Here is a 25,698-nt window from a genome sequence, read left to right as displayed (position 1 = left end):
GGGGCCCGTCGCCCTGGTCGGTCGGCCGGGACGGCTGGGCCGCCGGGGCCGGCCGGGTCGCCCGGACCGACCGGGTCGCTCGGGCCGGCTCGACCGGCTGGGCCGGCTCGGCCGGACAGGACGGCCGGGCCGTTCGGGCCTGCGGGGTCGGCCGGGCTGCACAGTACGGCTTGGCCTTTCGGGCCTTCGGGGTCGGCCGCGCCGCCCGGAGCCTCCGGGGCGCGGCGGGCTCCGGGAGTACCGAGGGCGCCAGAGGACCTCGGCGCGCCAGTGGTACTCAGTACTCCAGCGGCACTCAGTACGCCAGCGGTACTCGGTGCGCCCGGGGAGTCCGGGATGTCGCGGGCGACCGGTTCGCCGCGGGTGCCGGGCCCAAGGGCTACAGGAAGCCGAGGGCCGTCAGGCCGCCTATGCCGCCGAGGAGGGTGAAGATCGGCATCAGGACCTTCAGCTCCACCCAGCTGCCCGCACGGAAGCGCATGCCCTTCGGCGGACCGACCGCGTACCAGCGCTTGCGGCCTATCGGGATGGGCCACATGATCGGGCAGCCCGAGACGGTCAGGGCGTCGCCGATGTCGTGCACCAGCGCGCCCAGCACGATCGGCAGGCCCAGCCAGAGGTACTCCTGGCCCGGGTCCGTGAAGAGCCAGTGCGAGCCGTTCCCCGGCTGGTCCAGCACCCCGGCCAGAATCCACGCCGAGGCCGCGCCCAACAGCCACACCAGCACATCGCTGGAGACCCGCGCCGCTCGCCACAGCAGCCCTTCGATGGCGAGGACCATGTGCACGAAGAGAATGGCGAGCACCGCCCAGCGGCCACCCTGTACGGCCAGTACCGACATGCCCGCGCCGACGAGCACCGCCCACAGCCAGGTGTGGGTCAAGGTGCGGTGACCACCGGAACGGCGTGCGTCGCCCTTCATCCGAGTGGCTTTGTAGACGGCGTGGGAGATGTTGTCGACGATCTCGCACAGCCCCCGGGACAGCGGGCCGAAGGCACGCGAGATCGTGGCCGCCTTGTGGTCCAGGTCGGGGGCGAGGGCCGCACCGGCACAGATCAGCGCGCCGACGACGACCACCGGCCAGGGCATCGGGTGCCCCGCGGCGCCGGCCGCCGCGCCCACCCCCAGCCAGGCCGCGGCCCCGGACAGCGAGTGCGCCGGTCCCATCATGGTTGTTCCCCACCCCTTGTCGTCTTTGTTCTCGCCCCGGCGACGGGTGTTCGCGCGCCGGTGACGTGTGGTCGGCGACACAGCGTAGCGCCCGATGATCACCGCCGAACCCGCCGGTTCCCTCTTCCGGGGTGAAGGAAGGCAGTATGGGGGCGTGACCCTCATCGATCATCTGCCGAACGACGCCGACCCCGATGCCCTCTTCGAAGCCTTTTCGACCTGGGCCGAGCAGCAGGGCATCTCGCTCTACCCTGCCCAGGAAGAGGCAATGATCGAGGTGGTCTCGGGGGCGAACGTCATCCTGTCCACCCCCACCGGTTCCGGTAAGAGCCTCGTCGCGGCGGGCGCGCACTTCACCGCCCTGGCCAAGGACCAGGTCACCTTCTACACCGCCCCCATCAAGGCGCTGGTGTCCGAGAAGTTCTTCGACCTGTGCAAGCTCTTCGGCACCGAGAACGTCGGCATGCTCACCGGCGACGCCTCCGTCAACGCCGACGCACCCGTCATCTGCTGCACCGCCGAGGTGCTCGCCTCGATCGCGCTGCGGGACGGCAGGGACGCCGACGTCGGCCAGGTCGTCATGGACGAGTTCCACTTCTACGCCGAGCAGGACCGCGGCTGGGCCTGGCAGATTCCGCTGCTGGAACTGCCGCAGGCGCAGTTCATCCTGATGTCGGCGACGCTCGGCGACGTCTCGATGTTCGAGAAGGACCTGACCCGGCGTACGGGCAGGCCGACCTCGGTCGTCCGGTCCGCGACGCGTCCCGTGCCGCTGTCGTACGAATACCGCACGACACCGATGACGGAGACGCTGACCGAGCTGCTGGAGACGCACCAGGCGCCGGTCTACATCGTGCACTTCACGCAGGCCGCGGCCGTGGAACGGGCGCAGGCGCTGATGAGCATCAACATGTGCACGCGGGCCGAGAAGGACGAGATCGCCAAGCTGATCGGCAATTTCCGCTTCACCACCAAATTCGGGCAGAACCTCTCGCGGTACGTACGGCACGGAATCGGCGTGCACCACGCCGGGATGCTGCCCAAGTACCGGCGCTTGGTGGAGAAGCTGGCCCAGGCGGGTCTGCTGAAGGTGATCTGCGGGACGGACACGCTCGGCGTGGGCGTGAACGTGCCGATCCGCACCGTGCTCTTCACCGCGCTGACGAAGTACGACGGGACCCGGGTGCGCACCCTGCGGGCCCGTGAGTTCCACCAGATCGCGGGACGCGCCGGGCGGGCCGGTTTCGACACCGCGGGCTTTGTCGTCGCGCAGGCCCCCGAGCACGTCGTCGAGAACGAGAAGGCGCTCGCGAAGGCGGGTGACGATCCGAAGAAGCGCCGGAAGGTCGTCCGGAAGAAGGCGCCCGAGGGCTTCATCAACTGGGGTGAGAACACCTTCGAGAAGCTGATCGCCGCCGATCCGGAGCCGCTGACCTCCCGTTTCCGCGTCACCCACGCGATGCTGCTGTCCGTGATCGCCCGGCCCGGCAACGCCTTCGAGGCCATGCGCCGCCTGCTGGAGGACAACCACGAGTCGCGCAAGAACCAGCTGCGGCACATCCGGCGGGCCATCGCCATCTACCGTTCGCTGCTGGACGGCGGGATCGTGGAGCGGCTGGACGAGCCGGACGCCGAGGGCCGGATCGTGCGGCTCACCGTGGACCTGCAGCAGGACTTCGCTCTCAACCAGCCGCTGTCCACGTTCGCGCTGGCCGCATTCGACCTGCTGGACCCCGAGTCGCCGTCCTACGCGCTCGACATGGTCTCGGTCGTGGAGTCCACTTTGGACGACCCGCGGCAGATCCTGGCCGCGCAGCAGAACAAGGCCAAGGGCGAGGCGGTCGCCCAGATGAAGGCCGACGGCGTCGAGTACGAGGACCGCATGGAGCGCCTCATGGACGTCGAGTACCCCAAGCCGCTGGAGGAGCTGCTCTCCCACGCCTACGGCCTCTACCGGCACAGCCACCCCTGGGTCGGCGACCACCCGCTGTCGCCCAAGTCGGTCATCCGCGATATGTACGAGCGGGCCATGACCTTCACGGAGTTCGTCTCGTTCTACGAGCTGGCCCGGACCGAGGGCATCGTGCTGCGCTACCTCGCGAGCGCGTACAAGGCTCTGGACCACACGGTGCCCGACGACCTGAAGTCCGAGGACTTCGAGGACATCATCGCCTGGCTCGGCGAGATGGTCCGCCAGGTCGACTCCAGCCTCCTGGACGAGTGGGAACAGCTCGCCAACCCCGAGGCGGAGACGGCCGAGGAGGCCATGGAGCACGCGGACGAGGTCAAGCCGGTCACGACCAACGTCCGCGCCTTCCGGGTGCTCGTCCGCAACGCGATGTTCCGCCGGGTCGAGCTCGCGGCGCTGGACAAGGTCGAGGAGCTGGGCGAGCTGGACGCCGACTCCGGGTGGGACGAGGACGCCTGGGCGGACGCGATGGACGCCTACTGGGACGAGTACGAAGACCTGGGCACCGGCCCCGACGCGCGCGGCCCCAAGCTTCTGCAGATCGAGGAGGACACCGCGCACGGACTGTGGCGGGTCCGGCAGACGTTCGCCGACCCGAACGGCGACCATGACTGGGGCATCTCTGCCGAGGTGGATCTCGCCGCCTCGGACGAGGAGGGACGCGCGGTCGTGCGCGTCACCTCGGTGGGCCAGCTCTGACGATGGACACCTGCATGATTCCGACGGTGGGCGCCCGTCCGGTTCCGACCGGGGGCGCCTGCTCAGGGACCACCGTGGGTCTCGTGCCGGCCGAGCGCCTCTGCTCCGACTCCTCTCCGACACCGACGAAGGACGCCCGTAGATGACCAATCCGGCGGAAAAGCTGGTCGACCTGCTCGATCTGGAACAGATCGAGGTGAACATCTTCCGCGGCCGCAGCCCCCAGGAATCCCTGCAACGGGTCTTCGGCGGCCAGGTCGCCGGGCAGGCGCTGGTGGCCGCCGGGCGGACCACGGAAGGGCACCGGCCGGTCCACTCGCTGCACGCGTACTTCTTGCGGCCGGGCCGGCCCGGGGTGCCGATCGTGTACCAGGTCGAGCGGGTGCGTGACGGACGTTCCTTCACCACGCGCCGGGTCGTGGCCGTCCAGCAGGGGCGCACGATCTTCAATCTGACCGCCTCCTTTCACAAGCCCGAACCGGGCTTCGAGCATCAACTTCCGATCGGCCGAGTGGTGCCGGCTCCCGAGGACCTGCCGACGGTCACCGAGGAGGTACGCGAGCACCTCGGCGGACTGCCCGAGGCGCTGGAACGGATGGCCCGCCGCCAGCCCTTCGACATCCGCTACGTCGACCGCCTGCGGTGGAAGCCGGAGGAGATCGAGGGTGCGGAGCCGCGCAGCGCCGTGTGGATGCGAGCGGTCGGGCCGCTGGGTGACGACCCGCTCGTCCACACCTGCGCGCTGACGTACGCCAGCGACATGACGCTGCTGGATGCCGTGCGCATCCCGATCGAGCCGCTGTGGGGTCCGCGCGGATTCGACATGGCGTCTCTCGATCACGCGATGTGGTTCCACCGGCCGTTCCGCGCGGACGAGTGGTTCCTCTACGACCAGGAGTCGCCGATCGCCACCGGCGGCCGGGGGCTGGCCCGTGGCCGTATCTACGACCGCGAGGGCAGACTGCTCGTCTCGGTCGTCCAGGAAGGGCTCTTTCGCAAGCTGGGTGACTGAGGGCGAGAGCGGCCGGCGAAGCCGCGGCCGCGGCCGGGCGGGGGCGCACCGGGGCGATCGGTCGACGGTCGGGCCGGGGACGGTCCGGCCGCCTCGCCGACCCTTCCGGCCCGTCGCCGACCGAACAACGAGCCGGGCCTGTCGGCGCCGGACCTAGGCGGGGTGCCGCCGGTAGCTGCCGTCCTCGGCCGAGTGCGGGAGGGAGTCGGAGTCCCTGTCCGTGCGCGGATGAGACGTGCACGGCGCGCGGCTGCCTCGGGGGCGAGTACTCCTCCAGGGCTGTGGTGTGTGGCCACCTCTCCGCTCGGTACCTCGTCGGGGCTGGGGCTGTTGGGCGCGGTTGCCTCGTGGGACGGCGCCTCATCGGGGCCGTGGGGCGCGGCGACCTCGTCGCTCGGTGCCCGATCGGAACCGTTGGCAGAGCCGACTGTCGCAGGGCCCGTTGCCGTATAAGGCTCTGCCCCGTACGGCTCCTGAAGGCGGGATTCGTCGAAGTCCGGGCGCGAAGGGCCGATGCCGGGGCGGGAGAGAGTCGGTGCCGGGTGTTCCTGGCGGGCCGCGTCGAGCTGCCGGGAGAGGCTGATGCGGTACCACATCACCTCATCGAACTCCTCCGCCGTCTCGGCGCGTTCGACCGCCTCACGGGTGCGGGTCGTGTTCGCCCCGGCCGACGACAGGCGTGGCCTCAGCTTGCGCAGCCAGGCCCGCTCCGCCGGGTCACGTACCAGCGATGCCAGCTCCTCCGGCGGCAGTACGGCGGCGATCACGGCCGAGACCGCCCAGGAGCCGTCCGCCTCCTCCACGAGCTGGGCGACCCGTCGACTCCGCCACAGCCGGCCCCGCCAGTCCTGGCCGCGGGTCAGCAGCTCGCGCATCGGCGGCGGTGTGGGCCCGTGGATGAGGCTGCATTCCCTGCCCGCGAAAGCCTGGAGCTCCGCTGCCAGGTACTGCCACACGATCGCGCCGTAGCGGTTCACATAAAAGCGGACAGGGCCGAAGCAGCCCGCCCGGGCCAGACGCAGGAACCTGCCGGGGGCGATGCCCAGCAGTTCGGCGCCCTCCGTCGCGCCGACGACGCGGATCCGCTCACGCAGCGTTTCCGGGAATCCCTCTTCCTCCCGCAGCCGCTCGACCTCGGCCGCCGGCACCCGCCGCCGGCCGGGCGCGCCGCCCGGCCCCGGCAGGACCGTCATCACTTCTTCGAGCTGCGTGGCGAGCTCGAACTCGCCTGTTTTCAGCCCTAGTTCACGAGCCGCCCGCCCCATCGCGAGTGTCTCGGAACCCTCGTACATCGCGGTCATGTCGCACTCCCCCGCTACAGTCCAATCACTGACAGTCACGACTGTAGCCGCGGGGTGTGACAGCGGGTCAACCCCCGCCTCAGACCTGTGGATAACTTTCCGGCTGGCGCACCGCGACGCCGAGATGTTCCCCGACCCGGTTCACCAACAGCGTCATCTCGTACGCGATCTGCCCCAGGTCGGAGTCGGCCTCGGCCAGCACGCACAGGCAACTGCCGTCGCCCGCCGCCGTCACGAACAGCACCCCGTCGTCGAACTCGACCATGGTCTGCCGTACCCGGCCCGCCCGGAACTGCTGCCCGGAACCCTTGGCCAGACTGTGCAGTCCGGAGGCGACCGCGGCCAGGTGCTCGGCGTCCTCCCGCTCCAGCCCCTCGCTCGCTCCGGTGACCAAGCCGTCGTTGGAGAGCACGAGGGCGTGCCGCACCTGATCGACGCGTCGTGTCAGGTCGTCCAGCAGCCAGTCCAGTCCGCTGCTCAGTGCCATGCCCGCTTCCTCCCCGTAACACCGTGCTACCTACCGGTCGGCAGTGCCACGTGTCGCGCACCGCTGTGCCAGCCTCGCTCACCTCGGCGTTCTCGGCAAGCGGCCCGGCACGTCGGCCCGCGCCCTCCGACTCCTGGGACTCCGGATACAGCAGGATGGCTCCATGGCACGAAGGATGACCAAGGACGAGTGGCAGGCGTTCGTCTCCCACGGCACCCGCACGGGCAAGCTGGCGACCGTGCGGGCCGACGGCAGGCCGCATCTCGCGCCCGTGTGGTTCCTGCTGGACGGCGACGACGTGGTGTTCAACACCGGGAAAGAGACGGTGAAGGGCCGGAATCTGCTCCGGGACGGGCGGGTGGCGCTGTGCGTGGACGACGACCGGCCGCCGTTCGACTTCGTCGTGATCGAGGGACGGGCGCAGGTCAGCGAGGAACTGCCGGAGGTACGCGCGTGGGCGACCCGCATCGCCGCGCGGTACATGGGCGAAGAGCTGGCCGAGCAGTTCGGGGCGCGCAATGGCGTGCCCGGGGAGTTGCTCGTACGGGTCCATGTCGACAAGGCGCTGGCCATGGCGGAGATCGCGGCCTGACCTCGAGCGGGGCCGCGGGACCGCTGGACCTAGGGGCGACTCGCGGTGTCCAGTAGGCGGGCCGTGTGCATCCGCCCTGCGTGCTCGACCAGCCGGATCAGTACTTCCTTCCCGGAATCTCGGTCGCGCGCGTCGCACAGCAGCACAGGCGTACCGCCGTCCAGGTCCAGCGCCCGCGACACGTCGTCCGCGCCGTAGGAGCGCGTTCCGGGGAAGCAGTTGACGGCCACGAGGAACGGCACCCGGCGGTTCTCGAAGTAGTCCACCGCGGGGAAGCAGTCCGCCAGTCTGCGGGTGTCCGCGAGGACGACGGCGCCCAGGGCGCCTTCGGAGAGGTCGTCCCACAGGAACCAGAAGCGCTCCTGCCCGGGGGTTCCGAAGAGGTACAGCGACAGGCCCGATCTGATGGTGATCCGGCCGAAGTCCATGGCCACCGTGGTGGTGGTCTTGCCGTCCACACCGCGGGTGTCGTCGACCCCCTCCCCCACCTCGCTGAGGTACTCCTCGGTGCGCAACGGGCGGATCTCGCTGACCGAGCCGACCAGCGTCGTCTTGCCGACTCCGAAGCCGCCCGCTATCAGGATCTTCAAGGCCATCTCGGGCTCGTCCTGCACCGTTCCGGGGTGCACGGAATCCGCGGAAACCATCGGTACTGTCCTCCAGGAGGCGGTGTGCGCACTCGGGGCCAGTGCGCAGGTGAGGTTGACGCGTTCGTGGGTGCCGGGGCCCGGTCACACCGGTGCCGGCCGATGTGACCGGAGCGGTCCGGTGGCCCGATGTGCGGTGCTCGGGACGTACGGTCAGGACCGTAATCCCTCTCGCGTCACAATCGGGGGCGATTCGGTGAACTGGATCACCGCCGTGGCGCACGGCCGTGGACCGGTGCGGGCGGACCTGCGGCCCTGCCGACGTGGTGTACCACCGGCGGTCCTGGGGCATCACGCACCGCCTGCGCCTCTCATGTGGTGAAGCGCGGTGGGGTACGCAGGTGTTCGCCCACGCGCCGGACGAGCCGGGCCATCTCGTAGGCGATCATCCCGATGTCGGCCACCGCCGTACTGAGCACCGCCAGACACGAACCGTCCCCGGCCGCGGAGACGAACAAGACGCCGTTGTCCATCTCCACCACCGTCTGGCGCACTCTGCCCGAGCAGAAGTGGCGCCCGGTGCCCTTGGCCAGGCTGTGGAATCCCGAGGCCACGGCCGCCAGGTGGTCGGCGTCCTCCCGGGGGAGCGAGCCCGAGGCCCCGGTCACCAGGCCGTCGCCGGAGAGCACCACGGCGTGCCGGACCTCCGGCACCCGGGCGGCCAGATCGTCCAGCAGCCAGTCGAGGCCGCTCCGGGGACGCGACGGTGTGCCGCTCGCTCGTTCCTCGTGCATCAGGGTTCTCCCTTCGTGGAGCCGCGGGCCCAGCCGTGGCGGTAGGCGGTCATACGGGTGCGTGCCTGTTCCGGGCTGAGCGTGGGCTCCTCCTCGGGCGGCGTGTCCGCCTCGGCAGGGGGCGAGTCGCGCAGCTGAACGGCGAGGCTGCGCTGCGGTATGCGGCGCGGGAGCCCGTCCAGGCCGTCGGGCTGTGCCCCGCCATCGGGCGAGGCCGTTACGGCTGCGTCTGCCGAGGGCTCCAGTGCGCGGCCGGTCCGGCGTTCGAGGTGCGCGCGTACCCGCTCCAGTGGCACATCCCGGGGCGGGCGGGCCGGCGCGCTCCGTACTGGGGGCGTGGCCTCGTGCACCAGCGCGTTCGGCAGAAGTACCACCGCCGTCGTGCCTCCGTATGCCGAGGCGCGCAGGACGACGCGTACGCCGTGCCGGGCCGCCAGCCGGCTGACCACGAAGAACCCCAGTCGGTCGGCGTCAAACGGGTCGAGCGAGGCGGCCTGCTCGATGCGCCGGTTGGCTTCGTCCCGTGCCGCTTCCTCCATGCCCAGCCCACGGTCCTCGATCTCCAGCACGTGCCCGGTGCCGACCTGTTCTCCCTGGACCCGCACCTTGGTGTGCGGCGGTGAGAACTGTGCGGCGTTCTCGATGAGCTCGGCCAGTAGGTGGGTGAGCTCCGCGACCGCGTCACCCGGGATCACGCCCGCGGGGAGGCGCCGCACCTCGATGCGCGCGTAGTCCTCGATCTCCGAAACCGCCGCGCGCACCACGCCCGTGAGCGGCACCGGTGACCGCCAGGCGCGTCCGGGAGCCGCGTCCGAGAGGATGAGCAGGCTCTCGGCATGGCGCCTCATACGGGTGGTGAGGTGGTCGAGCCGGAACAGGTCGCCGAGTTCGGCCGGGCCCTGGGAGCGGCGTTCCATGCTGTCCAGGAGGGCGAGCTGGCGGTGGAGGAGGACCTGGCTGCGGCGGGCGAGGTTCACGCAGACGCCGCTGATGCCGTCGGCCGGTCCGGCCCGCTCCGCGACCGCGTCCAGCGCTGCCCGGTGCACGCTGTCCAGGGCAGCGCGGACCTGTGTGATCTCGTCAGCGGCGGTCGGTGTCTCGTGGGCGGTGGGCGGTGCTTCATGGGCGGTGGAGGTGTCGGCCTGTCGGCCGGCACGCGCTTCGTGCAGCGCTTCGGGGAGTTCGTGCCGGGCGATGCCGAGCGCACCGTCACGCAGGGCGGTGAGTTCCGTGGCCAGTCGGCGGCCGATCCGTACGGCGACGACCAGGGAGAGCACGAGGGCGACGAACCCGAGGCCGACAGCCGCTGCGGAGAACGGCGAGAACCCGTACACGAGCGGGCCAGGGCGGCGTGCGGTGTCGGCGGCCACGTCCTTCTCGATGCCCCGCAGTCCGCGCCGCAGATCCTCGTACGAGGGCCGCCAGCGGGCTCCTGGGGCCGCCTGTGCCGCGTCGCGGCCGGGGGCGGCGGCGCTCACCGCGCTCTCCATGGCGCGGACGTCCGCGTGAGCGAGGCCAGTGGCGAGTGTGCGCCAGGGTGCGTCCACGGATGTCGGCAGGTTCTCGGTGGCGATGCGTTCCATGAGGCGCCGCGCCGCGACGGTACCGGTGAACGACCGCTGCCGGTCCTTGTCCAGCGTTCCCGTGAGGTCGGCGGCGGTGAGGTCGGCGTCCTCCTGGGCGAGCAGCTCACAGGCGCGGCCCAGTTCCCCGAGGAGCCGTGTGCCGTTCGCCGGGCCGTTCAGCGCTCCGTTGACGGTGAAGGCCGAGGCGATGGCCGCCGTGTAGGGACCGGATGCCTGCTGCCAGGTGAGGGAGCGCTCCATCGTCAGCCGGCGCTGTTTCGGCAGGGCATCGAGTGCGGTGGCGAGATCCGTCAGATGGCCGACCGTGCGGTCCGGGAGCCCCGCGCTCTCGGGCGCCGTGTGCCGGCCGTCCAGCCGCAACCTGGTGGCGGTCTTCGCCGTCTCCCTGGCCCGCGCTCCGAAGGCGTTCTCGCGCGCCTGAGTGGGGTCCGCCAAGTACGCGACGGCGGCTCGGCGTTCCTCCTGGAGGGCCCGCACCACTTTGTGCACGGGCGCGCGGACGTCGTCCTCGATGCGCTGCGCCTGACGCGCTGCCGCGGCGTCCTGCACGGCGGTGACGGTCTCCGAGCCCCAGAGGGCGAGCAGGGCCACGACGGGGACCGCGAGCACGCAGCTGATGCGGGCGCGCACCGTACGGGGGCGGAGGGTACGGCCGCCCCGTACGGCGTGCGCTCCACGGCCCCGTGGGCCCGACGAAATCGGGCTTTCGGGGCCGGGAAGACGATCCGGGTGTCCCATGGCCACGGGACGCTAGCCGCGTCAGGGCCGCCCCCCGGGCGTACAGTCCGGAAGTGCTGGCAATTGGCGGCGCCGTGCCGACGCCCGACCGGCCTACGCCCGAACCTGTGCGCCCTACGGGTGTTCCGGTCGTTGCGGGATCAAAGCCGTACACGGCCCGGCCGATGGGGGATCATGTCGTCACCATGAACGAATTCAGCGACAGCACCCCTGCCGAAAGCTTCTCTGCCGACGGCGCCGGTCGCCGCGACCGGGCCGGCCACCGGCCGCACGACGTGCGGGAGTTCTTCGGGCAGCGGGCACGGCACTGGGACACCCGTTTTCCCGACGACGGGCCGGCGTACGCGGCAGGCGTCGCGGAGCTGGGCCTGCGGGCGGGCGATCGCGTACTGGACGCCGGATGCGGCACCGGACGGGCGCTGCCCGCGCTGCGCGCCGCCGTGGGGCCGTCCGGCACGGTGTTCGGGGCCGATCTCACGCCGGAGATGCTGGAGGAGGCCGTACGGGCCGGGCGGGGCGCCGAGGCGGCCCTGCTGCTCGCGGACGTCTCCGCGCTGCCGGTGCGGGACGGCGCCCTGGACGCGGTCTTCGCGGCCGGGCTGATCTCCCACCTCGCCGACCCACCGCACGACCTCGCCGAACTGGCCAGGGTCGTACGGCCCGGAGGGCGGCTGGCGCTCTTCCACCCGATCGGCCGGGCCGCCCTCGCAGCCCGTAAGGGGCGACCGCTCACCCCGGACGACCTACGGGCGGAGCCGAACCTCCGGCCGATGCTGGCACGCAGCGGCTGGGACCTGGTCCAGTACATGGACGAGGACGCGCGCTATCTGGCGCTGGCCGTGCGCGGAGGGTGACCGTACGTCAACGGCGGCTCGATTTCGCCGCGCCGTCGGCGTGCGGCACCGGACAGCCCGCGCCGCCCTGCCGGCCCTTGGGGAAGGTGCCGAGGTCGGCGATGCGGTAACCGTTCGGGTAGCCCTTGATCTCCGGGTTCTGACGGGCGTAGTGAGGTGTGCGACGCGGCGGCAGCAGGCGGACGGCCTTGGCGCGCAGCCGCAGCGCGCCGCGTACGGCGGCCTGTACTGCCGGGCGCGGCCGGTCGTAGCGGAACGCGTCCAGCAGCGCGTCGTCCAGGAGGGCCTTGCTCCCGGCGCGCACTACGGGGGCCAGCGGTCCGTACCACCCGGCCATCAGGTCGAGCGAGGCGTCCGAGACGCGCCTGCCGCCCTCATCCCAGCCGAAGTGCTCGTGTTCGTAGTCGTCCAGGTAGCGTTCGAATTCCTGGTAGGTCCGGGGCACGTCGGTGATACCCATGTGCTCGCCGAGCGTCCTGTAGTAGGCCGCCATCGCGCGCTTCTCGTGCTCGCTCAACCGCCGCCAGCCGTACTGATCGATCCAGCGCTTCGGTACGACCACGAACGTGCACAGCACATAACGCATGTCGTCGTTGCTGATGTCGTAGCTGCGGTGCATCTGATTGATGCGCCGGATGGCCGTGCGGCCGTCCTCGGTCTCAAAGCCGTGCTCGACGACCGAGTCCAGAAGGAGCGCGGTGTCGTCGTAGCGCTTTTGCGTACGCTCCGTCAGCTCCGCGGTCTCCGCGAGCAGACGGCCGATGCTGGGCACCGCATACGTACGGTAAAGGGCGAGTTCAAGCGCTCTGGTGATGTCCCATGGGAACTCGTGCGTCACCGTGATGCGGAAGATCCGCAGGAAGTCGCGCTCAGGATCCAGCCGCTGAATCTCCTTGAGGAAGTCGTAACGCCCCACGAGAACACCGTCCCTTTCGTCGCCGAAGGTCCAACCCTACGGGGAGAGGGGAGACTTGAAAGGCGCCATACGCTTCTCTACCGGCATGGAGGAATGATGACCGACCTCCTTCGCAGACTCCGGCTCCGTCTCGCCCATGGCCTGTTCGGACCGCGGCCACCACGTCCGGAGCGGGAGCCGGCAAGGAAGGGCGCGCACAACCTCTTCGAGGCCGCGGCCACGCATGTGGCAGCGTGCGCCGAAGGGGACGAGGACCGCGGCGCCGAGGCCGCGGACTGGGTGTCCCCTGAAGCACTCGCCTTCGGCATCAACGAACTGGCGTGCCGGGCGCTGATCGCGCTGGCGCGGGAGCGCCGCCAGTCGCCGCAGGAAGTGGCCAGGGACCTGCTGAGCCTGCCGGCTGCCTGAGCCGCGCCGGATTCACCGGGAGCGGGCACACGGGCCGTGACAATCGCCTGTCCGGCCAATTAAGGTGCGCCGACGACGTGATCTGTGCGGTCGGCACCTGCCCCGGCCGCGAACGAGTGGGAGGCCCAGTGTCCGCGACGGAGGGCGCCGTCGGCGACGGCAGCTACGTCGGCGAGGTCGATGACGACCAGCTGTTCGTACTGACCGCGGTGCTGCTGACGCCGGGGCAGTTCCCGAGCGTGCTCGGTGACGACTATCCAGAGGTCTGCGCCAAGCTGCGCCTGGAGCCGTACGAGGAGGGCTACGGGCTCGTGCTCGGCCAGGACGGCCGGGGCGCGCGCTGGACCGTCGCGACCGAGGACGTCTCGCTGGTCGCCTGCGCGATAGCCGCCTGGGACTGCGGTATGGAGTACGACCTCTCCCCCGACGAGCACAGCATCGTCGCGGCCCTGCCGGGCTGGCCGCTCGCGCTCGCGGTGGCGGCGCCCGGGGTGCCGGCACCGCACGACCCGGCGCCCGAGGAGGGCGATCCGGAGCCGCTGACGCCTCCGGACGCGCTGGAGTGGGGTCCGGCCCAACGGCGCCTCGGAGCGGACGAGATCGCCCTGCAGTGGGCGGTGTGGCGCGAGCAGGTCGAGGGCGAGGTCACGTTCGTCGATCCCGGCGCCAAGCCGCACGCGGGGGTGCGGCGGGTGCTGGACGAGGCGCGTGAGTACGTGCGACAGCCTCCGCCGCCGGGGCGGGTGCGTTCGTCCTTCGCCGCCGGTGAGGCGCGCACCCTGCGCGTGGACGGGCCGGGCTGGAGCCTCGTCGCCCGGACCGACGACATCGCCTTCGTCCTGCTCGACGACGAGCCGGGCGAGGTCCTTCCCGTGGGCCGTGGTCCGGAGCTTCCCGGGCTGCTGGAGTCGCTGGACGCGATGGCGGCCCGGCCGGCCTGAGGCAGCGCACCGCGCGCGGTGGCGTCACGGCCGCGCCGCGGCCGCGGTGGCGCCGCGCACCGGTCACCCGGGCGCCGACCGCACCGGCGCGGCGTCCGGGGTACTCAGCGGCCCAGCTCCTTGCGGGTGACGCGGCGCAGCCGCCGCCGCTGCGAGGGGTCCAGCGTCAGATACGCGATCGCGGGCACCCCGATCATGACCAGCAGCGCCGCCCAGAACGGCAGCAGCCACAGCAGGATCACGCCTGCCGCCACGCCGCCGACGGCGACCTTCGCACGTGTGGACATCCTTCACGCCCTTTCCGCGGCGGATGCCGCGTTCGTTGTCTTCCATTGAACGCCGAATCGGCGCCGGAGGTTCCACGCCGGCACGGATCGTGTTGTACCCTCGGCCGCTCCAAAGGCAAGTAGTCAAACTTGAGGAGCCGTCGGCACGTGCCACTACTTCCCGCGCTCACCCTCGACCGGCTCTCCGGACTCTCCCGGTGCGCCGCCGTGTACGTGCCAGGTGATCCGCCGCGTACGGGACGGATCGCCTTCTGGTGGCCCGATGGCGGGCCGTCGCCCGATGGCGAGCCGCTTCCCGATGGATTCGCCGCGGGCACCGTGTCCGCCGAGAGGCTGACCGTCGCCCTGCCCTCCGAAGAGGGCCAGGTCGTCACCCGTGAGGTGCCCGCGCTCTTCCTGCCGGTCGCCGCCGCGCTCCCCGTACTGACCCGGGCACGCGTCTCCCGTACCGCGCACCCCGCCGCGGCCTTCTGGGGCGCCGCTTCCGTGGTCGCGCTGCACCTCGTGGCACGGGGCAGGCTGCTGCCCGGGCTGAGTGCCGACGAGCACGACGCCTGGCGGTGCGGACCGCTGGAACCGGAGGACATCGCCCGCATACGGGAGCTCGCCGCCGCGATGCCTCCGTACGCGCACGCCACGCCGCTCCCCGGTACCTCCCCGGTACGGCTGCCCGCGCCGGAGCGGCTGCTGCGCTCGTTCCTGGACGCCGTGGCCGACGGGCTGCCGCGCTCCCCCGCAGCTGTGACGGCCGTCGGCGGCCCCGCGTACGCGGCGGAGGCTCCTCAGCACATCCCCGAGCAGCGGGCCTGGGCGGCCGATGTGGCGGCCGGACACGACGCGGGCGTGCGTCTCTCCCTCCGCATCGAGATCGCGGGGCTGGACGGCCAGGACGGCGATCTCGGCTTCCGCGGCGGGCCCACTCCTGCGCGCTTCACCGCCGTGCTCCAGCTGCACAGCCTCACCGACCCCGCCCTGGTCGCCGACGTCTCGGACGTGTGGGCCGGCGACTCGCCGGCGGGGCAAGCCTTCGGGGCGCGCGCCCGCACGGACACGCTGCTGACGCTGCGGCGGGCAGCCGCCGCCTGGGCACCGCTGGAGCCGCTGCTCTCCGCCGCCGTACCGGACGTCCTCGAGCTCGCCGAGGAGGAGATCGGCGAGCTGCTGGGGCCCGGCGCACGGGCACTCGCCACCGCCGGTGTACAGGTCCACTGGCCCAAGCAACTCGCCCGCACCCTCACCACACGTGCCGTCGTGGGCCCACCGGAGGCGACGGCTTCTGCGGAGCCGGCGCCGGACCGCACGGAGTCCGCGCTGCCGTCGCTGCTCTCCGCCGATGCGCTGCTCTCGTTCAGCTGGCGCTTCGCCATCGGGGAGCAGGAGCTGAGCCGGGAGGAGCTGGACCGGATGGCGGAGGCCGGACGGCCACTGGTGCGGCTGCGCGACCAGTGGGTGCTCGTCGCCCCCGAAGCGCTGCGCACCGCACACGAGCGCCGGGACCGGAAGGTCACGCCCATGGACGCGCTCGGGGCAGCGCTCACGGGAGCGGTCGAGACCGGCCGCGGCGAGCATGTGGAAGTACAGGCGTCCGGCCCGCTGCGCCAGTTGCGCGACCGGCTCGCCGACCCGGAACGTCTGGGGGACGACGCGCCTGCGCAGCCGACCGCGCTCGCCGCGACGCTGCGCGACTACCAGTTGCGCGGCCTGGGCTGGCTGCACCGTATGACGTCGCTCGGCCTCGGGTGCTGCCTGGCCGACGACATGGGACTGGGCAAGACGATCACGTTGATCGCGCTCCATCTGCACCGCCAGGCCGCGCCGGAGCGCGCGGGCCCGACTCTCGTGGTCTGCCCGACCTCGCTGATGGGCAACTGGCAGCGGGAGATCGAGAAGTTCGCGCCGGGCACCCCCGTGCGCCGGTTCCACGCGGGGCGGCGCAGCCTCGCGGACCTGGCGGACGGCGAGGTCGTACTGACGACGTACGGCACGATGCGGGTGGACGCCGAAAAGCTGGCCGAAGTGGGCTGGGGCATGGTCGTGGCCGACGAGGCCCAGCACGTGAAGAACCCGTTCTCCGCCACCGCCAGGCAGCTGCGGACGCTGCCGGCCGGTGCCCGGGTGGCGCTGACCGGCACCCCGGTGGAGAACAACCTCTCCGAGCTGTGGGCGATCCTCGACTGGACCACGCCGGGCCTCCTGGGCCCCCTCGGCCGCTTCCGTACGCGCTACGCGCTGGCCGTCGAGGGCGGTGCGGACCCCGCCGCAGCGGAGCGCCTGGCGCGGCTTGTACGGCCGTTCCTGCTGCGCCGCCGCAAGTCCGACCCGGGCATCGCGCCCGAGTTGCCGCCCAAGACGGAGACCGACCGCGCGGTGGCGCTCACCGGGGAGCAGGCCGCGCTGTACGAGGCGGTGGTGCGCGAGGGGCTCGCCGACATCGCGGGCACGGACGGCTTCGCCCGCCGCGGCCTCGTGGTCAAGCTGCTGACCTCGCTCAAGCAGATCTGCAACCACCCCGCGCAGTACCTGAAGGAGGAGGGTGTCGAGCAGATCCCCGGGCGGCGCTTCGCCGAACGCTCGGGGAAGGTGGAACTCCTGGACGAACTGCTGGACACCCTGCTCTCCGAGGGGGCCGGCGTGCTGGTCTTCACCCAGTACGTGCGGATGGCGCGGCTTCTGGAGGCGCACTTGGCGGCGCGCGGCGTGCCGAGCCAACTGCTGCACGGCGGTACGCCCGTCGCGCGCCGGGAGGAACTGGTGCAGCGCTTCCAGGACGGCGACGTGCCCGTGTTCCTGCTGTCTCTGAAGGCGGCGGGCACCGGGCTGAACCTCACCCGGGCCTCGCACGTCGTGCACTTCGACCGGTGGTGGAACCCGGCTGTCGAAGCACAGGCCACCGACCGCGCGTACCGCATCGGCCAGACCCAGCCGGTGCAGGTGCACCGCATGATCACCGAGGGCACGGTGGAGGACCGGATCGCCGACATGCTCGCCCGCAAGCAGCGGCTGGCGGATGCCGTACTGGGCTCGGGAGAAGCCGCGCTCACCGAGCTGACCGACGCGCAACTGGCCGACCTGGTGGAGCTTCGAGGGAGCGAACGATGAGCGATTTCCACGGCGCCGGGAGCGCGTACGACGACGAGACCGACGGCACGTACGGGGACGAGCACGCGGGGCGGTCCGAGCGGACCTTCGCCGCGCTGCCGCCCGCCCATGGGCGCGGCTTCGCGGGCACCTGGTGGGGACAGGCGTGGCTGAAGGCGCTGGAGGACACGGCGCTGGACAACGCGCAGCTGAAGCTGGGGCGCCGGCACGCCCGCGCGGGGGCGGTGGGCGCGGTGTCCGTGAGGCCGGGGCGGATCACCGCCGTCGTACAGGACCGTGACCGCACCCCGCACCGTTCGGACGTGCTGCTCCAGGAGCTGGGCGCGGCGGACTGGGACCGCTTCCTGGACATGGTCGCCGACCGGGCGGGGCACATCGCCGCGCTACTGGACCGTGACATGCCGCCGCAGCTCGTCGAGGACGCGGCGGCGGCCGGCGTCGAACTGCTCCCCGGGATCGGCGACCTGGAGCCGTCCTGCGACTGCGAGGCATGGGACCACTGCGCCCATACGGCCGCGCTCTGCTATCAGATGGCGCGGCTGCTGGACCAGGATCCGTTCGTGCTGCTCCTGTTGCGCGGGCGCGGCGAGGAGGGGCTGCTGGGCGAGCTCCAGGCGCGCAGTGCGGCGCGCGCACAGACGTACGCGCCGGAGCCGGGCGAGGAGACCGGCACGACGGAGGCCGAGGACGGTGTGCCAGCGGCCGAGGCGTTCGCGGCCCAGGAGGTCCTGCCGCCGCTGCCGCCGCCTCCGCCCCCGGTGAGCGAGCCGGGCACCGCGCCCGCGCTGGGCGGCGGCACCGCGCCGGCGCCCGGCATCGATGTACCGGCCCTGGAGTTCCTCATCGGGGACACCGCGGAGCGGGCCGGGAGGCTGCTCGCCGAGGCGCTGTCCACCTGGCACGCGGACACCCCGCCGGCGAGCGGACCGACGCCCGCTGAGGACCTCGTACGGCTCGCTGCGGCCGGCCCGCCCGCGCCGGTCGCCGAACGGCTCGCGGCGGCCTCCGGGCGGGACGCCAGGGGCCTGGCGGCGGCCGTACGGGCATGGCGACAGGGCGGCCCGGCCGGGCTCGCGGTACTGGAGGAGGAGTGGGCCCCGGGACCCGAAGCGCTGGACCGCGCCACCACGGGGCTGGCCGCCGCGTGGGCGGACGAGGCGGACCGGCCCCGGTTCCGGGTCACCCGCAACCGGTGGACGGTGGTCGGCACCGCCGCGCAGCTGCGGCTGGGCAGGGACGGCCGCTGGTGGCCGTACCGGAAGGAGCAGGGCCGCTGGCTGCCCTCGGGGCCGCCGGACGAGGACCCCGCAGCGGCGCTCGCGTCCCTTCTGGCGGAGGAAGGGGCGTACACAGGGTAGGCAGTACGCGGGCCCTGAGGGGAGTGACTCTTCAAGCACCCTAAGTACCCCAAGTGCCCCAAAGGCCCGCTCCACGCCGGAAATTGCGTCGACACCGCACACACCGGTCGTCATGATCGGGCCATGGCGAATCCGAACCCGGAGCCCTCCGGCAGTCCCGTCAGAGAACGTGCCGAGCGCGCCGTCCGTATCGCGGTCAGAGCCGCGCGCCGGCTGGGGCTGCGGGCGGGCGAACCACGGGTGCTGCACGACGTGTTCAACGTACTGGTGCACCTCGCGCCGGACCCGGTGGTCGCCCGCGTACCGTCGCTCGCCCTGGTGTCCGCCGAGGAGCAGGCGGTCAAGCAGCGGCGCGAACTGGACGTGGCGGGCTGGCTGGCCGACGCGGGAGCGCCGGTCGTACGGCCCAGCCCGCTGGTGCCGCGGGAACCCGTCGCGTGCGACGGCAGGTCGCTGACCTTCTGGGAGTACGTCGACGAGAAGGACCCGTTGCGCGAGGCCGTCGCGGCCGGTCCGGAGGCGCTGGAGGACCGCTTCGTCGAGCAGACGGGCTGGACGGCGCAACTGCACGGCTTCCTGGCCCGGTATCCGGGCGAGCTGCCCGTGCTGTCCCCCGTGGTGCCCACCCTCGCGCCGCTGCTGGCCGCGCTGCGGAAGGAGCCGCAGGGGCTGACGACCGCCGAGCTGGACCGGGCGGAGCAGGAGTACGCGGTCCTCGAAGCGCTCGCTGCCGACCTGCCCGGCCACTTCCCCGGGGTCCGCATACAGCCACTGCACGGGGACGGGCCGTCGTACAACCTCCTGCGGACCGCCGAGGGGCATCTCTTCAGCGACTTCGAGGACGTCACCCGCGGCCCAGTGGAGTGGGACCTGGCCATGGTGACGCCGCGGGCGACAGCGGAGTACGAGCGCGCGAGCGGCCACCGCCTGGACCGCCCGCTGCTGGACGTCATGGAGCGGGCGCGGCTGCTGCAGGTGGTGGGGGCGCTGGCCGTCGTGCCCTCGATGCCGGAACTGGGTTCGATGCTGGCCCTCATGGTCGACCAGTGGCGCGAACGTCCTCCGCTCGGCCCGGACCTCCTCACCCGATAGCGGAGACCTGTGCCGTCCGGTGCTCCGCCGCCCGCTGCACCAGCAGTTCGTGCAGGTCGCGGGCGGCCCTGGGGACGGCGCCGGCGCGGCGGCGCTGTACGGCCATGTGGACCTCCGTGCCGTCGCCGAGCAGCGGGCGGCACGTGAGGGCGCCGGAGCGCTGCAGCGGGTCGCCCAGGACGCTGTAGTCGGGCAGCACGGTGGCACCCAGCCCCTCCGCGACCATCAGCTTGCCCATCTCGGCGCCGTCGGTGGAGTACGAGAAGGACGGCGTGCGGCCCGCCAGCAGCCGGTGGACGTAGCGGTGCATCACATAGCCGGCGCGCATCACGATCAGCGGCTCGGCGAGCAGGTCCGCCACGCTCACGGCGCTCAGGGCGGCCAGCGGGCTGTCCGGGCGGACGCAGACGACGGGGCGGCCGCGGAGCAGTTCGGTGGTGTGCAGGTCGGGCGGCAGGTCGTCGCCCTGGAGGTAGTTGACCAGACCGAGGTCGAATCCGCCGTCCATCAGACCGTGGTGGATGCCGTTCTGCTGCTCCATGACCACCTCGACCTGTGTGGCCGGGTGGCTGCGGCGGAAGGCCTGGACGGCCGGTACCAGCAGCGGCACGGTGGCGGCGTTGACGGTACCCAGGCGCACCGTGCGGCTGATGTGGTGCTGCTGGTCGGCGGCGCTGCGGAGTTTGTCGACCGCGTCGAGCACACCGATGATGTGCGGCAGCAGCTCCCGCCCCTCGTCGCTGATTTTCGCGCCGGAACGTTTGCGGTCGAGCAGGTCGACGCCGAGTTCGCGCTCCAGATTCCGGACCGTTTCGCTCAGCGCGGGCTGTGACAGATGCAGCGCGTCGGCTGCGCGGCGCAGCGAACCGAGCCGGGTCACGGCCTCTATGTACTCCAGTTGTTCCGTCCGCACGGCTGCTTTCCTTTCGGTGGGCCGGGATCGATTCCCGCATGTCCGACTGCCGGTGTCGATCTGCCGCTGCATATTGACGGAGCGCCGCTTCAAGGGGGAACCTATCACCACCTCAAGGATGCCGAATCGACCGATGCGGCATCCTGACGGTAAACTCACCGACAGCGCCGCCGGGAATTACCCGGAAGGCCCGGCCGGAGGCCGTTCACGGCCTGTTTCGGAAGAAATGTTGCAGGGAGGTGACGTGTTGATGAAGCCGCGACCGAGTCTGCCGCAGCGCTTGACGGAGCGCCTGACGGAGCGGCGTCACGTCGACCTCGTCCGGGTCTCCAGCGCCCTGTGTCGCCCCTCGGCCTGAGCGCCGCCTTCTCTTTCCACGGACACTCACCGGTCCGGTAATTCCGCATACGCGCGCCGCGCGCTCCCCACAATTCACGCCTGTTCGCGCGCGCTGCGGTCTCTTTTTCACGGATTCCCACGGCTTTCCGTGGCCTTTCCGTTCATTATCTCCGCCGGTGAATCCGCCTGCCCTGACGGGTATTTTCTCCGCACCCCGACACCTCGATTCCCCCTGCCCTTTTTCAGCGATCCGGAGTTCTTCCATGTCCGCATCCGCTCATGTTCCACAGCCCGCCGGCGGCCCGGCGCGGTTCGCCTACTGGGTGCCCAATGTCAGCGGTGGCCTGGTCACCAGCACCATCGAGCAGCGCACCGACTGGGGCTACGAGTACAACCGCAAGCTCGCCCGGCTCGCCGAGGACAACGGCTTCGAATACGCGCTGAGCCAGGTCCGCTACATGGCCAGTTACGGCGCCGAGAACCAGCACGAGTCCACCTCGTTCAGCCTGGCGCTGCTGCTCGCCACCGAGCGCCTGAAGGTCATCGCCGCCGTCCACCCGGGGCTGTGGCACCCGGGCGTGCTCGCCAAGTTCGGGGCCACCGCCGACCACCTCTCCGGCGGCCGGTTCGCCGTCAACGTGGTCAGCGGCTGGTTCAAGCAGGAGTTCACCGCGCTCGGCGAACCGTGGCTGGAGCACGACGAACGCTACCGACGCGCCGAGGAGTTCATCCGCGCCCTGCGGGCGGTGTGGACCGAGGACCACGCCGAACTGGCCGGCGACTTCTACCGGATCCGGGACTTCTCGCTGAAGCCGAAGCCGCTGAACACCGCGGAGCGCCCGCACCCGGAGATCTTCCAGGGCGGCAACTCCACCGCGGCCCGCGCGATGGCCGGCCGGGTCTCCGACTGGTACTTCAGCAACGGCAAGGACTTCGACGGAGTCACCGAGCAGCTCACCGACGTCCGTGCGGCCGCCGCGGCCGCCGGCCGCACGGCGCCGAAATTCGGCCTCAACGGCTTCCTGATCGCCCGGGACACCGAGAAGGAGGCCCGGGAGGTACTGCGCGAGATCGTCGCTCAGGCGGACACACAGGCGGTCCGCGGCTTCGGCCAGGCGGTCCAGCAGGCGGGCAGCTCCACCGCGGACGGCAAGGGCATGTGGCAGGACTCCTCGTTCGAGGACCTGGTGCAGTACAACGACGGGTTCCGTACCGGGCTGATCGGGACACCGGAACAGATCGCCGAGCGCATCGTGGCCTACAAGCGGCTCGGCGTCGACCTCTTCCTGCTCGGCTTCCTGCACTACCTGGAAGAGGTCGAGTACTTCGGCGAGCGGGTGCTGCCGCTCGTACGCGAACTGGAAGCCCAGGACAAGAACCTCACCGAAGGAGCACTGGTATGAGCACCGCCGCACACACCGACTGGCAGCACCGCCCCGCGCCCGCCACTTCCGCTGCCTGGGTCGACCGCGCCGCAGAGGTCGCCGCCGTCCTCGCGACCGACGCCGCCGCCCGGGACCGGTCCGGCGCCACCCCGTACGACGAGGTCCAGCTGCTCAAGGACTCCGGCCTGGTCACCCTGCTGGGGCCGGTGGAGCACGGCGGGGGCGGCCAGGACTGGCCGACCGCGTACCGGGTGGTGCGCGAGGTCGCCAAGGCCGACGGGTCGATCGGTCAGCTGCTCGGCTATCACTACCTGTGGAACTGGGCGGCCCGGCTGGTCGGCACCCGGGAGCAGTGGGAGCACGTGGAGGCCGAGGCCGCCCGCAACCGCTGGTTCTTCGGGGGCGCCGTCAACCCGCGCGACAACGACGTCGTCGTACGGGACGAGGGCGACACCCTGACGTTCACCGGGCGGAAGTCCTTCTCGACCGGCAGCAGGGTCTCCGACGTCACCGTGCTGGAGGGCGTCCTGGAGGGCAGCGTGGGGCCCGACAACCCCGAGGGCGACCATGTCTTCGCCATCGTGCCGTCCGACAGTGCGGGCCTGGCCTTCCACGACGACTGGGACAACATCGGGCAGCGGCTCACGGAGAGCGGCAGTGTGACGATCGACGGGGTACGCGTCCCGTGGAGCGCGGCGGCGGGCTACGTCGACAAGTCGTTCCAGCGACGTGTCTACAACACCCTCAACGTGCCCACCATCCAGCTGGTGTTCGCGCACTTCTACCTGGGGATCGCGGCCGGCGCGCTGGAGACGGCGGGGACCTACACCCGTACCAAGGCCCGCTCCTGGCTGCACGGCGGCCACGAGCGGGCCGTCGACGAGCCGTACGTCATCGACACGTACGGGGACCTGACGGCGAAGCTGTGGGCCGTCGAGGCGCTGGCCGACCAGGTGGCCGAGGAGGGCTGGGCGCTGCACTCCGACCCCGATGCGGTGACCGAGCGGGACCGCGGTGAGCACGAGGTGCGGGTGGCGGCCGTGAAGGCGCGTGCCACGGACGTCGCCCTGGAGGTGGCGAACCGGATCTTCGAGGTGACCGGCGCGCGGTCGACGGCGACCGCCGAGGGCCTGGACCGCTTCTGGCGCAACATCCGTACGCACACCCTGCACGACCCCGTCGCCTACAAGCGCCGCGAGGTCGGCCGCTTCGTGCTCACGGGCGAACTGCCGGAGCCGACCTGGTACTCGTAAGCCCCCCGCCACCCGGTACTCGTAGGCACACCGCGGCGGGCCCGAACCGGGCGGGCCCGCCGCTCCTCTCATACGTGTTCGCACCACCACACACCCCGAGGTGAACCTCCATGGCCACCGTGCTGTCCCTCTCCGGAAGCCCCTCCCCCACGTCTCGTACGGCGCGACTGCTGCGCCACCTGGACACCGCCCTTGTTGAACAAGGACACGAAGTGATCCCGCTGGATGTCCGGACGCTGCCCGCGGAGGCTCTGCTGGGCGCGGACTTCGGGCACCCGGCGATCGTCCGGGCCACCCGGCTCGTCGAACAGGCCGACGGCATCGTCATCGGCACGCCCGTCTACAAGGCGGCCTACTCCGGCCTGCTCAAGTCCCTGCTCGACCTGTTGCCGCAGTACGCGCTGGCCGGCAAGACCGTGCTGCCGCTGGCCACCGGCGGGTCCACGGCGCACGTCCTCGCCATCGACTACGCGCTGCGGCCCGTGCTCTCCTCGATGGGCGCCTCGCACATCGTGCAGGGCTGGTTCGTCCTGGACCGCGACATCACCGTCCAGGAGGGCGGCGGCGTCCACGTGACACCGGGGACGCGCGAGGCGCTGGACGGTGTGCTCGGGCAATTCGCGGCGGCGCTGGACCGCGCGCCCCTGCGGGTCGCGGCGTGACCGGCCCCGTCGCCCATGTGATCGCCGACGACGCGGAGGCGCTGGCGGTCGCGGCCGAACTGGCGGCGGAGTTCCGTACCGGCGCGGCGCACCGGGACGCCGAGCGCCGGCTGCCGCGGGTCGAGCTGGACCGGCTCTCCGACAGCGGCCTGCTCGGCATCACGGTGCCGCGCGCGCACGGTGGCGCGGACGTGACGGCCGAGACGCTCGCCGGGGTCTTCCGGCTGCTGGCGAGCGCCGACGCGAGCCTGGCGCAGATTCCGCAGAGCCACTTCGTGTACGTGGCGGTGCTGCGCCGACAGGGGACCGCGGAGCAGCAGAAGTTCTTCTTCGAGGAGGTGCTGGCCGGGCGGCGGCTGGGCAACGCCCAGTCGGAGGCGGGCACCAAGCACGTCCAGGACATCCGCACCCGGCTCGTCCCGCAGCCGGACGGCTCGTACGTCCTGGAGGGCGTCAAGCACTATTCCACGGGCGCCCTGTTCGCCGACTGGATCCCGGTGCTGGCCCGCGGCGCCGACGAAGAGCTGCACGTCGCTTACGTACCGCGTCACGCGCCCGGTGTGACCGTCGTGGACGACTGGGACGGCATGGGCCAGCGCACCACCGCCAGCGGAACGGTGCGGCTGGAATCCGTCCTGGTCCCGCGCGACCGTGTGGTGCCGCACCACCTCACCTTCCGGGGCCCGCAGCTGCACGGCGCGCTCGCTCAGTTGCTGCACGCGGCCATCGACACCGGGATCGCCGAGGGCGCGCTCAATGAGGCGGCGGAGTTCGTCCGGGTCAAGAGCCGGCCGTGGTTCGAGAGCGGGCTGGAGACCGCCGCTGAGGACCCGCTGCTGATCCAGCAGTTCGGCGAGCTGGCCCTGAAGGCGCGAGCCGCGGGCGCGCTGCTGGCGGAGGCGGCCCGCGGCGTCGACGCGGCGACCGGTGACCTCACGGACGACAGCGCGGCGGAGGCATCCATCGCGGTGGCCGCCGCCAAGGTGCAGGCCGCACGGGCGGCGGTGGAGACCGGCAGCGCGCTGTTCGAGGGGGCCGGCACCCGCGCGGCGCTGAACGGCCTGAACCTGAACCGGCACTGGCGCGACGCACGCACCCACACGCTGCACGACCCCGTGCGCTGGAAGGTGCAGCACATCGGGCGGTACGTCCTGAACGGCACCAAGCCGCCCCGGCACGGCCTCCTGTGAATCGCCGGCGCACCCGGTAATCGGCGGAATGTGGTCGCCATGGTGAGGCACGCATGTTTCGCTGA

At 71.8% G+C, this 25,698-nt stretch carries 23 protein-coding genes; 14 read left to right on the top strand and 9 right to left on the bottom strand.

What is annotated here, in order from left to right:
• Positions 1 to 379: 379 nt before the first annotated feature.
• Positions 380 to 1,171, bottom strand: a complete 792-nt coding sequence (locus ABT381_RS06760) for a metal-dependent hydrolase (protein ID WP_351588760.1) — start codon at positions 1,169 to 1,171, stop codon at positions 380 to 382.
• Between the two features lie 154 nt (positions 1,172 to 1,325).
• On the opposite strand from ABT381_RS06760, the gene ABT381_RS06755 reads away from it, so the two are divergent.
• Entirely contained in the window at positions 1,326 to 3,839 is a 2,514-nt protein-coding gene (locus tag ABT381_RS06755) for a DEAD/DEAH box helicase (RefSeq protein WP_351588757.1), read from the top strand.
• A gap of 142 nt (positions 3,840 to 3,981) precedes the next feature.
• Positions 3,982 to 4,851, top strand: coding sequence for an acyl-CoA thioesterase (locus tag ABT381_RS06750; RefSeq protein ID WP_351588754.1), 870 nt, complete (start codon positions 3,982 to 3,984; stop codon positions 4,849 to 4,851).
• Here ABT381_RS06750 and ABT381_RS06745 read toward each other — a convergent pair.
• Together ABT381_RS06745 and ABT381_RS06740 are read right to left on the bottom strand one after the other, a co-directional pair.
• The gene (locus tag ABT381_RS06745; protein WP_351588751.1) at positions 4,782 to 6,152 is read right to left on the bottom strand and encodes a DUF6397 family protein; all 1,371 of its coding nucleotides are present in this window, start codon (positions 6,150 to 6,152) and stop codon (positions 4,782 to 4,784) included. The genes ABT381_RS06750 and ABT381_RS06745 overlap by 70 nt on opposite strands.
• A 79-nt stretch (positions 6,153 to 6,231) precedes the next feature.
• Positions 6,232 to 6,639 carry a roadblock/LC7 domain-containing protein gene (locus ABT381_RS06740; RefSeq protein WP_351588748.1) on the bottom strand — a complete coding sequence of 136 codons (408 nt, stop codon included), beginning with the start codon at positions 6,637 to 6,639 and terminating at the stop codon, positions 6,232 to 6,234.
• Between the two features lie 163 nt (positions 6,640 to 6,802).
• Between ABT381_RS06740 and ABT381_RS06735 the strand changes: the two genes are divergently transcribed.
• Positions 6,803 to 7,231, top strand: a complete 429-nt coding sequence (locus ABT381_RS06735; RefSeq protein ID WP_351588745.1) for a PPOX class F420-dependent oxidoreductase — start codon at positions 6,803 to 6,805, stop codon at positions 7,229 to 7,231.
• 29 nt (positions 7,232 to 7,260) lie between these two features.
• Here ABT381_RS06735 and ABT381_RS06730 read toward each other — a convergent pair whose 3' ends face one another.
• From ABT381_RS06730 to ABT381_RS06720, 3 genes are all read right to left on the bottom strand, one after another.
• Positions 7,261 to 7,878, bottom strand: coding sequence for a GTP-binding protein (locus ABT381_RS06730; RefSeq protein WP_351588742.1), 618 nt, complete (start codon positions 7,876 to 7,878; stop codon positions 7,261 to 7,263).
• 311 nt (positions 7,879 to 8,189) lie between these two features.
• Positions 8,190 to 8,612, bottom strand: coding sequence for a roadblock/LC7 domain-containing protein (locus ABT381_RS06725; protein ID WP_351588740.1), 423 nt, complete (start codon positions 8,610 to 8,612; stop codon positions 8,190 to 8,192).
• Entirely contained in the window at positions 8,612 to 10,828 is a 2,217-nt protein-coding gene (locus ABT381_RS06720; RefSeq protein WP_351588737.1) for a sensor histidine kinase, read from the bottom strand. The genes ABT381_RS06725 and ABT381_RS06720 overlap by 1 nt, the downstream gene beginning before the upstream one ends.
• Before the next feature lie 293 nt (positions 10,829 to 11,121).
• Between ABT381_RS06720 and ABT381_RS06715 the strand changes: the two genes are divergently transcribed.
• Positions 11,122 to 11,790, top strand: a complete 669-nt coding sequence (locus ABT381_RS06715; RefSeq protein WP_351588734.1) for a class I SAM-dependent methyltransferase — start codon at positions 11,122 to 11,124, stop codon at positions 11,788 to 11,790.
• Positions 11,791 to 11,797: 7 nt separating this feature from the next.
• Here ABT381_RS06715 and ABT381_RS06710 read toward each other — a convergent pair whose 3' ends face one another.
• Positions 11,798 to 12,706, bottom strand: coding sequence for an oxygenase MpaB family protein (locus ABT381_RS06710; protein ID WP_351588731.1), 909 nt, complete (start codon positions 12,704 to 12,706; stop codon positions 11,798 to 11,800).
• Positions 12,707 to 12,802: 96 nt separating this feature from the next.
• Between ABT381_RS06710 and ABT381_RS06705 the strand changes: the two genes are divergently transcribed.
• Together ABT381_RS06705 and ABT381_RS06700 are read left to right on the top strand one after the other, a co-directional pair.
• A complete protein-coding gene (locus ABT381_RS06705) occupies positions 12,803 to 13,114 on the top strand; it encodes a hypothetical protein (RefSeq protein ID WP_351588728.1) in 312 nt (103 codons plus the stop codon).
• Between the two features lie 128 nt (positions 13,115 to 13,242).
• Entirely contained in the window at positions 13,243 to 14,055 is an 813-nt protein-coding gene (locus ABT381_RS06700) for a hypothetical protein (RefSeq protein ID WP_351588725.1), read from the top strand.
• A gap of 104 nt (positions 14,056 to 14,159) precedes the next feature.
• Here the strand turns inward: ABT381_RS06700 and ABT381_RS06695 are convergent, their stop codons facing one another.
• Entirely contained in the window at positions 14,160 to 14,342 is a 183-nt protein-coding gene (locus ABT381_RS06695) for a tail-anchor membrane protein (RefSeq protein ID WP_030612121.1), read from the bottom strand.
• 147 nt (positions 14,343 to 14,489) lie between these two features.
• Between ABT381_RS06695 and ABT381_RS06690 the strand changes: the two genes are divergently transcribed.
• The 3 genes from ABT381_RS06690 to ABT381_RS06680 all read left to right on the top strand — a co-directional run bounded on the left by ABT381_RS06690 (position 14,490) and on the right by ABT381_RS06680 (position 19,891).
• A complete protein-coding gene (locus tag ABT381_RS06690) occupies positions 14,490 to 17,441 on the top strand; it encodes an SCO1167/SCO6262 family helicase (RefSeq protein WP_351588721.1) in 2,952 nt (983 codons plus the stop codon).
• Positions 17,438 to 18,799 (top strand): SWIM zinc finger family protein, encoded by a 1,362-nt coding sequence (locus ABT381_RS06685; RefSeq protein ID WP_351588718.1) that lies wholly within the window; start codon positions 17,438 to 17,440, stop codon positions 18,797 to 18,799. The genes ABT381_RS06690 and ABT381_RS06685 overlap by 4 nt, the downstream gene beginning before the upstream one ends.
• A gap of 123 nt (positions 18,800 to 18,922) precedes the next feature.
• Positions 18,923 to 19,891 (top strand): aminoglycoside phosphotransferase family protein, encoded by a 969-nt coding sequence (locus ABT381_RS06680; RefSeq protein ID WP_351588715.1) that lies wholly within the window; start codon positions 18,923 to 18,925, stop codon positions 19,889 to 19,891.
• On the opposite strand, the gene ABT381_RS06675 is transcribed toward ABT381_RS06680, so the two are convergent.
• Positions 19,881 to 20,804 carry a LysR family transcriptional regulator gene (locus ABT381_RS06675; RefSeq protein ID WP_351588712.1) on the bottom strand — a complete coding sequence of 308 codons (924 nt, stop codon included), beginning with the start codon at positions 20,802 to 20,804 and terminating at the stop codon, positions 19,881 to 19,883. The two genes, ABT381_RS06680 and ABT381_RS06675, sit on opposite strands and share 11 nt — an antisense overlap.
• Here ABT381_RS06675 and ABT381_RS06670 point away from each other — a divergent pair.
• The 5 genes from ABT381_RS06670 (at position 20,779) to ABT381_RS06650 (ending at position 25,633) form a co-directional block, all read left to right on the top strand.
• On the top strand, positions 20,779 to 21,162 hold the full coding sequence (locus ABT381_RS06670) for a putative leader peptide (protein ID WP_351588709.1): 384 nt from the start codon (positions 20,779 to 20,781) through the stop codon (positions 21,160 to 21,162). The genes ABT381_RS06675 and ABT381_RS06670 overlap by 26 nt on opposite strands.
• A 244-nt stretch (positions 21,163 to 21,406) precedes the next feature.
• Positions 21,407 to 22,546, top strand: a complete 1,140-nt coding sequence (gene sfnG / locus ABT381_RS06665; protein ID WP_351588706.1) for a dimethylsulfone monooxygenase SfnG — start codon at positions 21,407 to 21,409, stop codon at positions 22,544 to 22,546.
• Positions 22,543 to 23,781 carry an acyl-CoA dehydrogenase family protein gene (locus ABT381_RS06660; RefSeq protein WP_351588703.1) on the top strand — a complete coding sequence of 413 codons (1,239 nt, stop codon included), beginning with the start codon at positions 22,543 to 22,545 and terminating at the stop codon, positions 23,779 to 23,781. Before sfnG ends, ABT381_RS06660 begins: the two co-directional genes overlap by 4 nt.
• Before the next feature lie 110 nt (positions 23,782 to 23,891).
• Positions 23,892 to 24,443 carry an NADPH-dependent FMN reductase gene (ssuE, locus tag ABT381_RS06655; protein WP_351588700.1) on the top strand — a complete coding sequence of 184 codons (552 nt, stop codon included), beginning with the start codon at positions 23,892 to 23,894 and terminating at the stop codon, positions 24,441 to 24,443.
• Entirely contained in the window at positions 24,440 to 25,633 is a 1,194-nt protein-coding gene (locus tag ABT381_RS06650; protein ID WP_351588697.1) for an SfnB family sulfur acquisition oxidoreductase, read from the top strand. Before ssuE ends, ABT381_RS06650 begins: the two co-directional genes overlap by 4 nt.
• Positions 25,634 to 25,698 lie beyond the last annotated feature (65 nt).

The organism is Streptomyces sp. NPDC000151, from assembly GCF_040301705.1.
In the GTDB taxonomy this organism is placed as follows: domain Bacteria; phylum Actinomycetota; class Actinomycetes; order Streptomycetales; family Streptomycetaceae; genus Streptomyces.
This window is presented reverse-complemented; position numbering and strand designations above follow the sequence as displayed.

What these genes read in the sequence shown, in the direction of transcription:
- ABT381_RS06705 (WP_351588728.1), top strand. Translation starts at nt 12,803, where the DNA reads ATGACCGACCTCCTTCGCAGACTCCGGCTCCGTCTCGCCCATGGCCTG.
- ABT381_RS06730 (WP_351588742.1), bottom strand. Translation starts at nt 7,878, where the DNA reads ATGGTTTCCGCGGATTCCGTGCACCCCGGAACGGTGCAGGACGAGCCC.
- ABT381_RS06695 (WP_030612121.1), bottom strand. Translation starts at nt 14,342, where the DNA reads ATGTCCACACGTGCGAAGGTCGCCGTCGGCGGCGTGGCGGCAGGCGTG.
- ABT381_RS06745 (WP_351588751.1), bottom strand. Translation starts at nt 6,152, where the DNA reads ATGACCGCGATGTACGAGGGTTCCGAGACACTCGCGATGGGGCGGGCG.
- ABT381_RS06670 (WP_351588709.1), top strand. Translation starts at nt 20,779, where the DNA reads ATGTACTCCAGTTGTTCCGTCCGCACGGCTGCTTTCCTTTCGGTGGGC.
- ABT381_RS06715 (WP_351588734.1), top strand. Translation starts at nt 11,122, where the DNA reads ATGAACGAATTCAGCGACAGCACCCCTGCCGAAAGCTTCTCTGCCGAC.
- ABT381_RS06685 (WP_351588718.1), top strand. Translation starts at nt 17,438, where the DNA reads ATGAGCGATTTCCACGGCGCCGGGAGCGCGTACGACGACGAGACCGAC.
- sfnG (WP_351588706.1), top strand. Translation starts at nt 21,407, where the DNA reads ATGTCCGCATCCGCTCATGTTCCACAGCCCGCCGGCGGCCCGGCGCGG.
- ssuE (WP_351588700.1), top strand. Translation starts at nt 23,892, where the DNA reads ATGGCCACCGTGCTGTCCCTCTCCGGAAGCCCCTCCCCCACGTCTCGT.
- ABT381_RS06760 (WP_351588760.1), bottom strand. Translation starts at nt 1,171, where the DNA reads ATGATGGGACCGGCGCACTCGCTGTCCGGGGCCGCGGCCTGGCTGGGG.
- ABT381_RS06725 (WP_351588740.1), bottom strand. Translation starts at nt 8,612, where the DNA reads ATGCACGAGGAACGAGCGAGCGGCACACCGTCGCGTCCCCGGAGCGGC.
- ABT381_RS06740 (WP_351588748.1), bottom strand. Translation starts at nt 6,639, where the DNA reads ATGGCACTGAGCAGCGGACTGGACTGGCTGCTGGACGACCTGACACGA.
- ABT381_RS06680 (WP_351588715.1), top strand. Translation starts at nt 18,923, where the DNA reads ATGGCGAATCCGAACCCGGAGCCCTCCGGCAGTCCCGTCAGAGAACGT.
- ABT381_RS06660 (WP_351588703.1), top strand. Translation starts at nt 22,543, where the DNA reads ATGAGCACCGCCGCACACACCGACTGGCAGCACCGCCCCGCGCCCGCC.
- ABT381_RS06735 (WP_351588745.1), top strand. Translation starts at nt 6,803, where the DNA reads ATGGCACGAAGGATGACCAAGGACGAGTGGCAGGCGTTCGTCTCCCAC.
- ABT381_RS06750 (WP_351588754.1), top strand. Translation starts at nt 3,982, where the DNA reads ATGACCAATCCGGCGGAAAAGCTGGTCGACCTGCTCGATCTGGAACAG.